The following is a 14,110-nucleotide window of genomic DNA, read 5'->3' on the forward strand; positions in this document are numbered from 1 at the left end:
CGTTATTCTCGAACCCCGACGCGGGAAACGTTGCAAAGCGGCAGAAGGGTTGGTGGGGCAGGATATGGCCGATCCCGAAACCTCCATGGTCTCCGTGGCTCCGCCACCGAGATTCGAACCCGACGAACGCTGGGTGCCCGCTGACGAGCGATGGTTTGGTCTGGATCGGCGTACCATCCGCCCGACGCTTGCGGTGTTCGCGTTGGCGTTCGTGATGTCGGTGGTGTTGCCCGTCGTCAACGCGAAAGTGCCCTACCATGACATCGTCAAAGCCGGCGATGTCTTACAGCTCGAAGGCGACGTGACGTTCGTACCGGAGCCCGGCTGGGGCATCACCTCGGGTGTCCGCGCCGGCCACGCTCCGTTGTCCGGTCAGTACCCGGCGACCGCGACCGTCGAGAAGGGCGCCGTGAAATTCACGGTCCACACCGGACAATTCCACGGAGACGCCAACCAACTGCTCGACCAGATCGAGACGACCTCCGAAGCCCTCAACCGCGGCCGCGGCGTCCACGTGACCGGTGTACCGACCACCATCGTCACCGATCAAGGAAAGCAGGGTGCGCGAGTGCTGGTCACCGGACCGCACACCGCCGGCATCATCGCCGCGTTCGTATTCGGGGAACGAGGAGTTGAAGCCGTGGCGACCGGACCGTCTGATGTCGGCGCCGAGTCCACGGCCGCGGTTTTGCGGATGATCCGCAGCATCAGCCAAACCGGAGAGGGGAAGCGGTGACAACGACCACGCTTTCCGACCTCGATCATGCACGCGATGTAGCGCTCGACCTCTCCGGCTGGGGCAGGAGGTTCCTCTTCTACCAGCCACGCAACTTTGCGTTCTGGGGATATCTGCTGCTGGTCGGGATCGGGTTCTTGGCCTTCGTCTCCAAGCTCGCCCGCGAGTACGACGCTTACGGCGAGGCGATCGGGCTGGCGGTGACGTCATTCGCCATCTACGCCGGGCTGTTCTGGTGGTTCACCCAGCACATCGACCACTACGCCAAACTGCCCGCCAAACTCATGGTCGTTGCGTTTTTGTGGGGCGGCTTCGCTGCGACCAGTGCGATGGCGGCTAACGCCAACGACGCGATCCTCGCCTTATACGGCAAGACCTTTGGTCAGGTGTGGGCGCTGAATTGGGGCCCCGGCCTGGCCGCCCCGTTCACCGAAGAATGGGCGAAAGGTTCGGGTCTGCTGCTGCTCATCGCGTTGGCACCACGGCACGTAAGAACCGCGTTCGACGGGTTCATCCTGGGCGCGTTCATCGGTCTGGGATTCCAAATCGTCGAAGACATCACCTACGCGATGACGTCGGCCGGCACCCAGTTTGGCGCGAACCAAATTGGGGCGTCGATAGGCACCATCGTGCTTCGGATGGTCAGTGGGGTCGCCGCGCACATCATTTATAGCGCGATCTTCGGCGCCGGTCTGATCTATCTGCTTGGCCGACCCGCCGAGCCACGCAAAGTCGGGCGGGGTTTGCTTCTCATCGCGATACCGATGCTGCTGCACGGGACATGGGACTCGGTGGGCACTGTCGCCGGCCCGAGTACGCTGAAGTTGTTCGGGCTGCTCATCGCGACAATCGTCGTAGCGCTCGCAATCGTTGTGCGGGTTTACAAGTTGACCGTGAAACGGGAACAGGACTTCGTCCGCGACGTCATGGCCCCAGAAGAGGCCCGCAACGTCATCACCGCGGCCGAACTCGACGCGATAGCCGGTAATCGCAAGGCCCGCAAGGCTTATCTCAAAGCCAGCCGTAAACGCAGTGAGCGCAAACGCGCCCGCTACGTCCTCAACGCTGCGTATGCCCTCGCGGAGGAGCTGGCTACCGCCCGCGGCGCCGACACCGACCGGGTACGCTTCGCCCGCTCGGAAGTAGCCAGAATCCGTGCGGGCGTCCCGTCACCATGGTGAGCCGGCGACTAAGACCGCGACCTTTCGCCGCTCTACCAGTCATTCCGCCGCGAACCAGGCCTGCTCTTGGCCTGGTTCAGGCAGGATTCGGCCGCCTTCGACCGCGCCACTCGCCGGGCTGTTTTGGATCACCATAAGAACCCGGTCGGCGTGAATATTGGCGATCCGGGAAACGGCGGCTGCGATTTCCGTTGCGAGACGGGTGGTTTTGTCTTCTGGGTGACCGGATCGCACCCAGCCGTTAATCAGCACCGGATTCGCGGGTACACCATCGGTGTAGATTCCGCCGGCGGGCAGCTCGTGGAAAACGACGTTGACATAGGTGCTGGGCACGTGATTGATCTCGGCATGGATACGGCTTATCTCGTGGGCCAACGCGCGCTTGATGTCGGCAGTCAGCGTCGCTGTTGTCGTCGTGTAGGTATAGACCGGCATGGCCGCTCCTTGAATAGACGATGAGCCGGCGGCGTCAGCCCAGGTGTGCGGCCTGCGGTTTGGTCGGCACCACAATGACGGTGGGCCCGTCGGCGCTCAGCGCGGCGGTGAATTCGTGGGCGAGCTTTTCTGTGCTGTCGACGTTGACGGTGCGGCACCCGAAACCCGCTGCGATGGAGGCGATATCGAGGCCCGGCAAGTCCATTCCCGGCACGCCGGGGCACTTCTCCAGCTTCGCAAACGACTTGAGGATCGAGTATTCCCCGTTGCGCATCACCACGAACACGACCGGCAGGCGGTGTTGGACGGCCGTATAGACCGCTTGCACCGAGTATTGGAACGATCCGTCGCCGATGGTCGCAAGGACGTGGCGCTTGACACCACGGGCGCGGTCCCCCAGCGCGACGCCCACCGCGGCGGGCAACCCCCAGCCGATACCGCCGCTGGCAGTGGCGAAAAACGAAGCCGGGCGGGTGGTGGGCAGGAATCGCAGTTGTTGGGCCATCGTGGACGTGGATTCGGTGACCACCGGCGAATCGGCGGGCTTCACGGTGCTCAACGTCGACCACACCGCGTCCGGCGTGAGCGGTGCCGACCCGGTCATGTCAACGGCGGGAGTCGGCGCCTGTGCAGCCGGCACCGACCGGTCGCTGTGATCATCGACCAGGTCCACCAGCTGCTCCAGCGCCAGCAGCGTGTCCCCGAGCATGCTGTCACCCACCGGCGCCGCAGCAGCCAGCCCCGGATCGGCGGTGATCTGCAGCAGTTCGGTGCCCTCGGGCAGGTACTCGCCGGCCACGTAAGGGTAGTAGCGGAAGACCTGCGCCCCGACCACGACGACGAGGTCGTGCCCGCGCATGATCTCGGTGACACCGGCAATGGTCATCGGTATCTGCCCCTGATACAGACGGTGATCCTCCGGGAACGACGCCCGGTCGGGAAGCGGACTGCCGTACACCGGTGCGCCGACCTTCTCCGCGAAGGCCACGCCGGCATCCCAGGCGCCACTGCGATCCACTTCAGGGCCGAAGACCACCATGGGCCGCTGCGCACCATTGATGCGCTTAGCGAATCCGCGCAGCCGCTCGGGGTCCGGGGCGACACGATGGCTCACCGTGCGTACCACCGCAGGGCCCAACGCCGGTTTCTCCCAGTCGTCAAGCGGGATGGACAAAAACACCGGGCCGGCCGGCGGCTGTATCGCCATCGCGTAGGCGCGCATAAACGCGGCCGGCACGTCCTCGGCGCGCTTGGGTTCGTACGCCCACTTCACCCACGGCTGCGGAAACACGGTTTCGTCCTTGTTAGTCAGATACGGTTCACACAACACCATTTCGCGGGTCTGCTGACCGGCCGTGACGATCAGCGGGGTGTTGCCCTTATACGCCGCCACCAGGTTGCCCATCGCGTTACCCATCCCCGCAGCGGTGTGCACATTGACCAGGGTGGGCTCGCCGGTGGACTGCGCGAACCCGTCGGCCATGGCCAGCACCGATGCCTCCTGCAGTCCGAGGACGTAGGTGAAGTCGTCGGGGAAGTTCTTCAAGAACGTCTGCTCAGTAGAGCCGGGGTTGCCGAAAACCGTCGTCAGCCCGAGCTCACGCAGCAGGTCGTAGGTCACCTCGTGGACGGTTTTCGCGATTGTCATCGTCCTGCCGGTCCTTCCGTGTTTGTCGAGCCTTCGCCGCGTGCGGTGCGCCGACGCGCTCGGGTTTCAGCCTCGTCCTAGGTGGTCGTCTTGTCGATGTCTCGTGTGACAACCGTGCCTACCGGTCGCTGTGGCCGATCACAATGTCCGCCGAGCGTTCGTCGTGTTGGAATGCTTGGACGTGTACGCGATAGAGGTCGAGCAAACCGGCGGTCCGGAGGTCCTTTCTTACGTCGAAAAGCCGCGGCCCTCCCCCGGGCCCGGCGAGGTGTTGATCAAAGCCGAGGCGATCGGCATCAACTTTGTCGACACGTATTTCCGGTCGGGGCTGTATCCGCATGAACTGCCGTTCGTCCTCGGCGCCGAAGTTGCCGGCACCGTCGCCGCGGTAGGAGACGGCGTGACCGCGTTGCGCCCGGGTTCCAGGGTCGCGACTGCGGATGCCGTCGGCGCCTACGCCGAATACTGTGTCGCCCCAGCCGATGTCGTGGCGTCGGTGCCGGATGCGGTGGCTGCCGACGTCGCCGCGGCGACCATCCTCAAGGGTATGACGGCCCACTTGCTAATCAAGTCGGTGTATCCCGTGCAGCCTGGCGACATAGTCTTGCTGTATGCGGGGGCCGGTGGGGTGGAGCTGATACTGACGCAGTGGGCGACCAGCGTCGGGGTCCGGGTCATCACGACGGCCTCTACGGCGCACAAGGCGCAGCTGTCCCGCCGGGCCGGCGCGGCGGAGGTGCTCGACTATCCCGATGACCCTGACCAGTTCGGGGCAAGCGTGCGCGAGCTCACCGGCGGCGAAGGCGTCCCCGCTGTCTACGACGGCGTCGGAAAGTCCACGTTCGACGCCAGCCTCGCCAGCCTGGCGGTCTGCGGCAAGCTTGTGCTGTTCCGAGCGGCCAGCGGACCGGTGCCCCCGGTGGACCCCCAGCGCCTCAACGCGGCGGGCTCGGTGTATCTGACCCGCCCGTCGCGGCCGCATTTCATGCGCACACGCGACGAGTTCACCTGGCGCACAAGCCAACTGTTCCACGCGATCGCCGCCGGCGCCATCACGGTCACCGTAAGCGCGCGCTACCCGCTCGCGGACGCGGCCCAAGCCCACCGCGACCTTCAGGGCCGCAAGAGGGTCGGCTAGGTCGTGCTCACGCCCTAACTCGCGCTAAGCGGCATCGGGGTTTTCCAGGACGACGGCGACGGCTTGTCCGGAGCCGATGCACACCCCGATAGCGCCATAGCGCGCGTGGCGTTCGCGCAGTTCGGTCGCCAGTGTCAGCACGTAGCGGGAGCCGGTAGCGCCGAACGGATGCCCGATGGCCACCGCCCCACCATTGGGTGTGAGCTTGTTGTCGGGAATGGTGAAGCCGCCGAGCTGATTTGGAAGTTCCCGAAGCACGCCGAGAGCCTGCGCGCTGAATGCCTCGTGGACTTCCCACACGTCGATCTGCTCGGGCGTCAGGCCGGCCCGCTTGATCGCCAGCGGCAACGCCCACGCCGGGGCCAGCCCCATGATCAGCGGGTCGAGCGCGTACACGGCTGAGGACACCACGCGCGCCAACGGATTGACGCCGAGCTCAGCGGCGCGCTCCGCCGACGCAAGCACGACCGCACTGGCGCCGTCGCTGAGTGGTGTGGAGTTGGCAGCGGTCATCTGGGTGGTGCCGGCTTGTACCGGCAACGCCGCCAGCTGCTCGGCGGTGGTGTCGTCGCGGATGAACTCGTCGTGCTCGACCTTGCGCGCCGGCGTTTTTTTCGTCGCCGCGATCGGCACCGGCATGATCTCTTTGGCGAGTCGCCCCGAATCACGGGCGGCCCTGGCGTGTTGCTGCGAGCGTAGCGCGAAGGCATCGATCTCCTCTCGCGTCAGACCGTAGCGATCGGCCACGTTCTGCGCGGTCTCGATCATGGAAATGTAGGCGTTGCGCCCCAACAGTTTTGGATTCGGCGGGCCGCCAGCACCCGCCCACATGGTGTCGAGCAGAATCACCGGTCCGCGTGGGGAAAACGGCGCGTCGCCCTTCATGTATGCCCACCCGGAACGCGACATCGACTCCACCCCGCACGCGATGCCCACACCCAGGTCGCCCGCCTTGATGGCATGGGCCAACTGGACGGTCGCGCTCAACGACGACGCGCAGAACCGGTTGATCGTCGCTCCGGCGACGCTGTCGGGGAATCCGGCCGCCAGCGCCGCCCAGCGCGCCACGTCCCCCAGCCCCTCGTGCGCTGGGTTGACGCAGCCTGCGACGACGTCCTCGATCTGGTCCCGCTCGACGCCGACGCGTTCACACGCGCCCGTCATCGCCAACCCGAGCAGATCGTCGAGCCGGATATGCGATAGCGAACCGCCGTATCGGGTAAATGGGGTGCGCACACCGCCGAGCACAAACGCCTCTGTCATCGTCGACTCCCAAATATCACTGAGAACTGATTTCACGCACGATCTCGATCGCCCTGCCCAAGGTGGACAGCCGGGCGTCGACGGTGTCGCCCGCCGGATAGAGCCGGACGGTGTCAACACCGGCATCGCGCCAGACCGACAACCGTTGCCGCACCATGGATTCAGTGCCGATCAATGTGGTGGCCAGAACCATGTCGTCGGTCACCAGGTCCACCGCGCCCTCGCGGGCGCCCGACTGCCAGCGCTCACGAACCTCGGCAGCGACGTCTGCCCAGCCCTGACGGCTATAGGCCTGGTTGTAGAAGTTGGTCGACGCCGACCCCATCCCTCCCAGGCTGAAGGCGAGTTCCTTCTTGCGGCTACCGACCATGAGCCGCAAAGCATCCTCATCGGACGCGAAGGCCACCTCAGCGCCCTGACAGATATCGAGGTCGTCGCGGCTGCGCCCGGCGCGGGCCAGCCCTTCCTCCAAATAGATGAAGTAGGCGGCGTCGGCGCCTTCGGGCACGAAACTGGTGCCAAGCCAACCTTCGGCGATTTCGCCGGTCAACCGCAGCATGGCCGGCGACAGCGTCGCGAGGTAGATCGGGATCTGGTGTTCCGCGCGCATCGACAACTTCATCGGAACGGCATCCCCGGCGGGCCAGGGAATCTGGAACTCGCGACCCTGGTACGAGATCTTCCCGCCATCAACCACTTGGCGCACGATATCGACCGTTTCCCTAAGACGAGACAGGGGGCGCGCAAACGAAACCCCGTGCAGCCCTTCGATGACCTGTGGACCGGACGCACCGAGGCCGAGCAGAAACCGTCCGCCGGACAGGTTCGACAGCGTGATCGCGGCCTGCGCCACCGCAACTGGCGTTCGAGTCCCGACTTGAATGACCCCGGAACCGAGCAGAATGTGATCGGTACATGCCGCGTAGTAGCCCAGCGCCGACGGCGCATCCGACCCCCAGGCCTCGGCTACCCACAACACGTCCAGCCCCAGCTTCTCGGCTTCGACGGCGAAGTCTCGTTGCTGCGACCAGCGATCGAAGCTGGCGGCCTCAACCGTCGTGGCGGTGCGCATTAGTCTTCAGCCAGTTTCTTGATGTGGGCCAGGGTGGCGGTCATGTTCTGTTCGAACTCGCGCATCCGTACGAACACGATCTTCTGTTCCTTTTCCGGTATGCGATCGATCGCGAACGACAGCCCGGAGCGCGCGGGACCCATCTGCATCCACTCCGACAACTCCGTTCCACCGTTCTTGGGCTCAAGCCGGAAACGCCAGATCGCGGTCGGGTTCGCCGGGTCTTCGACGGCCCAGGCGAACACCCGCTCGGGCTCGCACTCGATCACGTGCGATGTGGTTGCCCATTCGCCCAGCGCTTCGTGCTTGCTGCGTCCGACGAACTTGGCCCCGACCGCGGGCTCGGTGGCTCCGTCGAGCCATTCGATCGATTGCAGTTCCTGGCTCATCGTCGGCATCAGCTCGATGTCGGACACGAACTCCCACACCCGCCGCGGTGACGCACCGATCCACGTCTGCACCTGCACGGTCGGTTTATCCGCGTAGCGCACACCTGTCCACTCCACCGTCCGCTACCTCCGTTAGTTCAGTTCACCACGTTCGCGTAGTGCATTGGCCAACTGCACCCGCGACTGGACCCCGAGCTTCGAATATGCCGAACGAAGGTGGGTACCTACCGTATTCACTGATATGCCAAGCGCTTTGGCAGCGGATTTGTCGGTGCAGCCGTCGGCGATCAAATACACCACCCGCCGTTCGCGCTCGGTCAGTGACTGAGGCTGCGACCCGCCGTGATCGCTGACCCACTTTGCGCGCCGGACGCCCGCTTGCCTCATGACGCGTTGAACCGTTGCCCTGCGCGCAAACGCACCCATGCGGTCGTAGACGTCCCAGGCGGCGTCCAGTTGCTGCAGGGCAGCGTCGCGTTGGCCGGCTTCCAGCAGCATGGTGCCGTAGCCTTCCGTCCCTGCGGCCCGCAATCCACGTCGCGGACTGTGCTGTAAGACTTTTACCGACTCGGCCACCATGGCCATGTCGCGGTTGAACAGCCCACGCATGTTCAATGCCAACCCGGTCAGCGTGGCGACGTCGGGGTTGCGCTGCGCGCCTTCTTCGGCAATCTCAATGGTACGCTCGGCAAAATCTGCTGCACCGCATGCCATTCCAACTTCAAAGAGGATCGTCATCCAGCAGGGCCACCACGCCCAGTAGCTGCGTGACGGGTAAGGCGCCGCGAGCAGCCGCGACAGCGTTTGGCGGCTACCGTCGAGGTCACCCTGGAGCGCCGCTAGCCAGCCCTGCGTGAATGTCACCCCAGGGTGGCCGCTGGCCTGTCCGCCCGTGAGGTCGACAGCCAGCCCGAGTCGTTGCGCGGCCAACGCCGCCTCGCCGCGTAGCAACGCACTGAAAGCGCGTATCAGGGTGCCCTCCACGACGTGCACGGTGGTGCCTATTACCTGCCCGAGTTCGACGACGGCCTCTGCGAGCTGATCAGCCTCGCGCAGCTGGCCGAGGTTGTAGTGCTGTTTGGCTTGGGCAAACAACAGGTCGGGCACCAACGATTCAGCCTTGCCGTGGCTATCCTCGGCTGCGGCATCGAGGAGTATTTGGGCGTCGTGGTAGCGATCGAGAAGTTGCAGCTCCATGATCTCCTCGGCGAGGTAGGAATTCCCAGTCACAGATCGCAGTTCACGGAAATGCTTCAGCGCCAGCTGATGTCGGCGCTGAGCGTGGGCGGCTTCACCGGCAGCCTGCAATGCCAAGGCGAGCGCATCACCGTCGTGTGATGCCCTTGCTTGCGACAGCGCGGCATCAGCCTGCTCGGCAGCCGCGTCCGCGCCCACGGTACGGGTGGCCGCCAAGGCGCGCGTCGCCTCAAAGCGCGCGGCCAGATCGCGCCGCCCGGTGGTCAGGGCGAGAGTGCGCTCGGCGCGATCGTTCAGGTCCGAGAAGCGTCCGTTGAGCCACAGCGCTTTCACGGCGTGGATTTGGATCCGGCCAATCGTGTCGACATCGTCGATGGTGGCTAGCAGCCGGTCGGCCACCGCGATCGTGTCGTTGGCGCGCTGTGCGCGCGACAGCACCGACACCGCTCGTTCGCCCAGCTCCAACCAGTGTGGATGACCGGGACGCATCGTCCGGAATGCTTGCAGCGCAAGCCCGGCGGCGTCGACAGCGCTCGTGGTGACCAGTGCCTCTGCACCGGCAATCATGATCCGGGCGTTGGATTCGTCACCGACGACCGCGGCCGCGCGCGCGTGGGTGGCAGCCAGCACCGGATCTATCGCGGATTCCACGAGGTGTCGTGCCAATCGCGCATGAAGGTGGCGCCGTTTCTCCGGGGAGACAACTTCGTAGACGGCCTGCCTGACGAGGTCGTGACCGAAGCTCAGTTCGACGCCGGTGGACAACAGCAACCCCGTCGAGATCGCCGAGGCGATGGGGTCGTTGTGCCGTTGTCCCGGCGTCGTGTCGCACAGCCTGGGCAGTTCGCTGATTGGTACCGCGCGCCCGGCGGTGGCGATGGCTTCGATGATTTCCCGTCCGCTGCTCGACACGTCGGCCAGCCGTTGATACACGGCGGTGCGAAACTCAGCCGGAATTTCATCATCGCGGCCTGTCTCGCCGCGATGGGCCGCGCTGTCAATGATTTGAATGGCCCACAACGGATTACCGCCGGTGGCGTCAAGTACCTCGTCGATGCGACTGCTAACACTGTTCCCGAGGCGATCCCGGGCGATCTCGGCGATCACGCTCCGCGGCAACGGGTCCAGCCGGATATGCTCGACGCCAACGGTATCCGCGGCGCTGACGGTCAGACCGGGGTCGTCGCCGCGACCGGCCAGCACCCACACCACGGGCCTGCCGGCCAGTCGAGAGATCAAAGAACGCAACGCATATCGGCTGAGCCGGTCCGCCCACTGCACGTCGTCGACGGCGATCATCACGCGATGGCTAGCCGCTAACCTCTCGAGGTGTTCGGCGGTGCGATCGACCAGTACCAGCGGCTCGCCGGCGAGCCCGGCGATGTCGTGGAATTCGGCTGCAGTGAGAAGCGGATCCCGTCCGGTGCGCAGCAGCCCGATGACCGGTGCGCCAGGAGAGGCCTGCTCGATTTCGTCGCATTTGCTTCGGGCGACTCGGATGCGGCTGTGGGTTGCTTGACGGCAGATCTCCGACAGCAGCGCGGTCTTACCGATCCCGGGCTCACCGGTGATCAGCACCACCCCGCTGGCTCCGTGCACACGGGTGCGGCGGACGATACCGAGGGCTCTGGCCAGCTCCTGATCGCGGCCGCGCACCGGCCCATAGGGTCTCATCAGGCACCCTTTCGACCCCGTCGGCGTGGCGACGACGTTTGCTCCCCCCGGGGGAGACGGCTCATGAGCGGTTGCCGCGATGCATGATCAGGCCGCGGCCGACGACCGGCTCGGTGTCGCGGGCATTGATGTCTTCGCCGCATTCTGAACACACCACGCGGACACCCACGCGGTGCCCACAGGGCTTGTGCAGCAGGTCAACTGGCGGGGCCGCAAGACCGGTCCACTCGTTACCCCATTGCATCAGGGCGACGTAGACGGGAAACAAGGCCCGGCCCTTGGCGGTCAGCCGGTACTCGTTGAGATCGCGCGTGGTGTGCTCGGCGTAGGGTCGACGCTCGAGAATGCCGTGGGCGACGAGCCAGTTGAGGCGGTCGGTGAGCACGTTGCGGGCCAAACCGATGCCCCGCTGGTAGTCCTCGAACCGCCGGGCGCCGTTGAACGCCTGGCGCAAGATCACCCACACCCACCGTTCACCGACGATGGCCGCAGAACGCGCGACCGCGCAGTTCTCGTCGAGCAAATCCGTGTGTCTCACAGCTAGCAGGATAACCCCTGATCTCGTCGCTTTTCAAAACTTGGATTACGAGACGGTGAGTCCGCCGTCGACCACCAGCGTGGTGCCGGTGACGTAGGCGGCGGCGGGGCTTGCAAGGAACACCAGCGCCGCGGCAAGCTCCTGCGGATCTCCCGGCCGCCCGGCGGGCACGCGCGGCAGTTGGCTGTCGATGTAGCCCTCGGGGAACTCATCCGTCATTTCCGATGGGAAGAAGCCCGGAGCCAGCGCATTGACGCGGATGCCCTTACGACCGGTCCACTGCACGGCCAGGTCCCGGGTCAGGCCAGTCACGCCGGCCTTGCTCGCCGAATAGGCCGCCTGGGGCAGCCTGCCGCTGGTCAGCGCGACGACGCTGGCGACGTTGATGATCGAGCTGCCCGGTTTCATGACACGGCCACAGGCTTGGGCCATCCAATAGGACCCGTTGAGATTGATGTCGATAACCTCACGGAACTGCTCGGGTGTTTCGCGTGTCGCCGGTACGGCGGTGCCCTTGCCGGCATTGTTGACGAGCACGTCGACGTGGCCGAACTCGGTCATCGCCGCGTCGACCACGCTCTGTGCGTCCTCGGGGCGTGCGACGTCCGCCGTGACCGTTAGCGCGCGCCGGCCCCGTTCCTCGACTTGGGCGCGAGTCTGCTCGAGGCGATCGCTGCGGCGCGCGGCCAGCACTAGGTCGGCGCCCGCCTCGGCAAGCGCCTCGGCGAACGCGATACCCAGCCCGGACGACGCCCCGGTGACGATTGCCACCTTCTTGTCGAGCCGAAAGAGGTCGAGAACCGTCGTCGTCATCTGGTTGTCCTTTCATGAGAGGCAGAGTCGCTTCCGAATCTTAGTTGCAATTTACTACTAGCGGTGTACCGTGTGAAGCCATCCCAATGGCTGCCGCAGGAGGCCAGTGTTGACCCAGTTGAGCCGTCCTCCGAAGCCGGGAAAGTCGCGGGCAAGGACCGTGAGGCAGCCCGCTACATCGGTCCAATAGTTAGGTCCTCATGAAGCGCATCTACGCCGACTCTCACCCCCCGTTACTGAATCCGCGCGACATCGACTTTCTACTTTATGAATGGCTCGACGTGGAAGCACTGTGTGATCGGCCGCGGTACCGCGAGCACTCCATCGAATCCTTCGACTCGGTTCTGGATCTGGCGGCAGACATAGCGGTCAAACGCTTTGCGCCGCACTTCAAGACCGCCGACACAAAGGAGCCGGTCGTCAATCCCGACGGCACCGTGACCACGCTGCCCGAGATGAAAGCGGCGCTGTCGGCGGTGGGTGCCGCCGGACTGCTGGCCGGCGAGTTCGACCACGACGTCGACGGCTATCAACTCCCGTACGTGGTGTCGAGAGCCGCGTTCGCTTGGCTCCAGGCGGCTAACATCAGCGCCGCTGCATATCTGGGGCTGACCATCGGCAACGCCCACCTGGTGGCCGCCTACGGCAATAAGGAACAAATCGACAGCTGGGTGCGGCCGATGCTCGACGGCCGCTACCTGGGAACGATGTGCCTGTCTGAGCCGGACGCGGGGTCATCGTTGGCCAACATCACGACACAAGCGGTCCGGCAGGATGACGGAACATACCGCCTCACTGGCACCAAGATGTGGATCAGCGGCGGCGATCACGAAATGTCCGACAACATCGTTCATCTCGTGCTGGCCAAGACGCCCGGCGGTCCACCAGGCGTCAAGGGCATCTCGCTATTCATCGTTCCGAAGTTTCTCGTCGATGATGGCGGACGCCCGTCGACGCGTAACTCGGTGGTGCTGGTCGGTCTGAACCATAAGATGGGCAACCGCGGAACGACCAACGCGCTGCTCAATTTTGGCGACGACTCCATCACGCCCGATGGCGTTAACGGCGCGGTCGGCTACCTTGTCGGCCAGGAGTTCGACGGGCTGCGCCACATGTTCCACATGATGAATGAAGCCAGGGTCGGCGTCGGACTGGCGGCCACGGCTCTGGGCTACACAGGGTATCTGCAGGCGCTGTCCTACGCCCGCACCCGGCTGCAAGGCAGGCCCCTGTCGCGCGGCCGTGAATCCGTCGATGAGATTCCGATCATCTCCCATCCCGACGTGCGCCGAATGCTGCTGGCCCAAAAGAGCTACGTCGAGGGCGCTCTGGCGCTCGGTCTGTATTGCAGCCGCCTTATCGACGAAACAGTCTCCGCCCCAACCGATGCCGAGCGCGATGACACCGGGCTTCTGCTCGAGGTGCTGACCCCGATAGCCAAGAGCTGGCCGTCGCAGTGGTGCGTTGAGGCCAACAGTCTGGCTATCCAGGTCCACGGCGGATACGGCTATACCCGTGACTACAACGTCGAACAGCTCTACCGGGACAATCGACTCAATTCCATTCATGAGGGCACACACGGCATTCAGGCCCTCGATCTTCTTGGCCGCAAAGTGCTCATCCACAGCGGCCGCGGCCTCCGTCTGCTGCTCGAGAGAATCCGGGACACCACCAGTCAAGCGTCGGCGCTGGGGCATCCGCTGGCCGGCTGGGCGGACGCGCTGGCATCGGCCGCGCAGCGCGTCGAGGACACCACCCTGTCGCTCTGGAAGGATGGCGACCCCGGCGCCGCGCTGCCCAACGCGACGTTGTACCTCGAGGCCGTCGGCCACGTCGTGCTGGCATGGATCTGGCTGCAGCAGGCGTTAGCCGCGCACGGCAAGGCCGGCGATTTCTATGACGGTAAGCGCCTTGCGGCGCAATACTTCTTTCACTACGAACTCCCTAAGACGACCGCGCAGTTCGATGTGCTCGATAGCGGCGACCGAACCACCACCGACTTGGACGAAAGCTGGTTCTAGCGTGA

The 14,110-nt window shown here is 65.0% G+C and carries 12 protein-coding genes; 4 read left to right on the top strand and 8 right to left on the bottom strand.

Annotation, left to right across the window (positions count from 1 at the left end):
- Positions 1-64 precede the first annotated feature (64 nt).
- Positions 65-736, top strand: a complete 672-nt coding sequence (locus JWP83_RS27820) for a hypothetical protein (protein WP_297738047.1) — start codon at positions 65-67, stop codon at positions 734-736.
- Positions 733-1,917, top strand: a complete 1,185-nt coding sequence (locus tag JWP83_RS27825) for a PrsW family intramembrane metalloprotease (protein ID WP_297738049.1) — start codon at positions 733-735, stop codon at positions 1,915-1,917. The genes JWP83_RS27820 and JWP83_RS27825 overlap by 4 nt, the downstream gene beginning before the upstream one ends.
- Before the next feature lie 39 nt (positions 1,918-1,956).
- Here JWP83_RS27825 and JWP83_RS27830 read toward each other — a convergent pair whose 3' ends face one another.
- Positions 1,957-2,352 (bottom strand): tautomerase family protein, encoded by a 396-nt coding sequence (locus JWP83_RS27830; protein WP_297738051.1) that lies wholly within the window; start codon positions 2,350-2,352, stop codon positions 1,957-1,959.
- Positions 2,353-2,386: 34 nt separating this feature from the next.
- Positions 2,387-4,000 carry a benzoylformate decarboxylase gene (mdlC, locus tag JWP83_RS27835; RefSeq protein ID WP_297738053.1) on the bottom strand — a complete coding sequence of 538 codons (1,614 nt, stop codon included), beginning with the start codon at positions 3,998-4,000 and terminating at the stop codon, positions 2,387-2,389.
- A gap of 181 nt (positions 4,001-4,181) precedes the next feature.
- On the opposite strand from mdlC, the gene JWP83_RS27840 reads away from it, so the two are divergent.
- On the top strand, positions 4,182-5,138 hold the full coding sequence (locus JWP83_RS27840) for a quinone oxidoreductase (RefSeq protein WP_297738154.1): 957 nt from the start codon (positions 4,182-4,184) through the stop codon (positions 5,136-5,138).
- A 24-nt stretch (positions 5,139-5,162) separates the two neighbouring features.
- On the opposite strand, the gene JWP83_RS27845 is transcribed toward JWP83_RS27840, so the two are convergent.
- The 6 genes from JWP83_RS27845 to JWP83_RS27870 all read right to left on the bottom strand — a co-directional run bounded on the left by JWP83_RS27845 (position 5,163) and on the right by JWP83_RS27870 (position 12,084).
- Positions 5,163-6,401, bottom strand: a complete 1,239-nt coding sequence (locus tag JWP83_RS27845) for a thiolase family protein (protein WP_297738056.1) — start codon at positions 6,399-6,401, stop codon at positions 5,163-5,165.
- Between the two features lie 16 nt (positions 6,402-6,417).
- A complete protein-coding gene (locus tag JWP83_RS27850; protein WP_297738058.1) occupies positions 6,418-7,473 on the bottom strand; it encodes an LLM class flavin-dependent oxidoreductase in 1,056 nt (351 codons plus the stop codon).
- Positions 7,473-7,979 carry an SRPBCC family protein gene (locus JWP83_RS27855; protein WP_297738060.1) on the bottom strand — a complete coding sequence of 169 codons (507 nt, stop codon included), beginning with the start codon at positions 7,977-7,979 and terminating at the stop codon, positions 7,473-7,475. The genes JWP83_RS27850 and JWP83_RS27855 overlap by 1 nt, the downstream gene beginning before the upstream one ends.
- 15 nt (positions 7,980-7,994) lie before the next feature.
- A complete protein-coding gene (locus JWP83_RS27860) occupies positions 7,995-10,733 on the bottom strand; it encodes a helix-turn-helix transcriptional regulator (protein WP_297738062.1) in 2,739 nt (912 codons plus the stop codon).
- A gap of 61 nt (positions 10,734-10,794) precedes the next feature.
- The gene (locus JWP83_RS27865) at positions 10,795-11,271 is read right to left on the bottom strand and encodes a helix-turn-helix domain-containing protein (RefSeq protein WP_297738064.1); all 477 of its coding nucleotides are present in this window, start codon (positions 11,269-11,271) and stop codon (positions 10,795-10,797) included.
- A gap of 45 nt (positions 11,272-11,316) precedes the next feature.
- Positions 11,317-12,084: an SDR family NAD(P)-dependent oxidoreductase gene (locus tag JWP83_RS27870; RefSeq protein ID WP_297738066.1), complete on the bottom strand. Its 768-nt coding sequence runs from the start codon at positions 12,082-12,084 to the stop codon at positions 11,317-11,319.
- A gap of 200 nt (positions 12,085-12,284) precedes the next feature.
- Between JWP83_RS27870 and JWP83_RS27875 the strand changes: the two genes are divergently transcribed.
- The gene (locus JWP83_RS27875) at positions 12,285-14,105 is read left to right on the top strand and encodes an acyl-CoA dehydrogenase (protein WP_297738068.1); all 1,821 of its coding nucleotides are present in this window, start codon (positions 12,285-12,287) and stop codon (positions 14,103-14,105) included.
- The last annotated feature ends 5 nt before the right edge of the window (positions 14,106-14,110 follow it).

It is taken from the genome of Mycobacterium sp., assembly GCF_025965855.1.
Lineage (GTDB): Bacteria > Actinomycetota > Actinomycetes > Mycobacteriales > Mycobacteriaceae > Mycobacterium.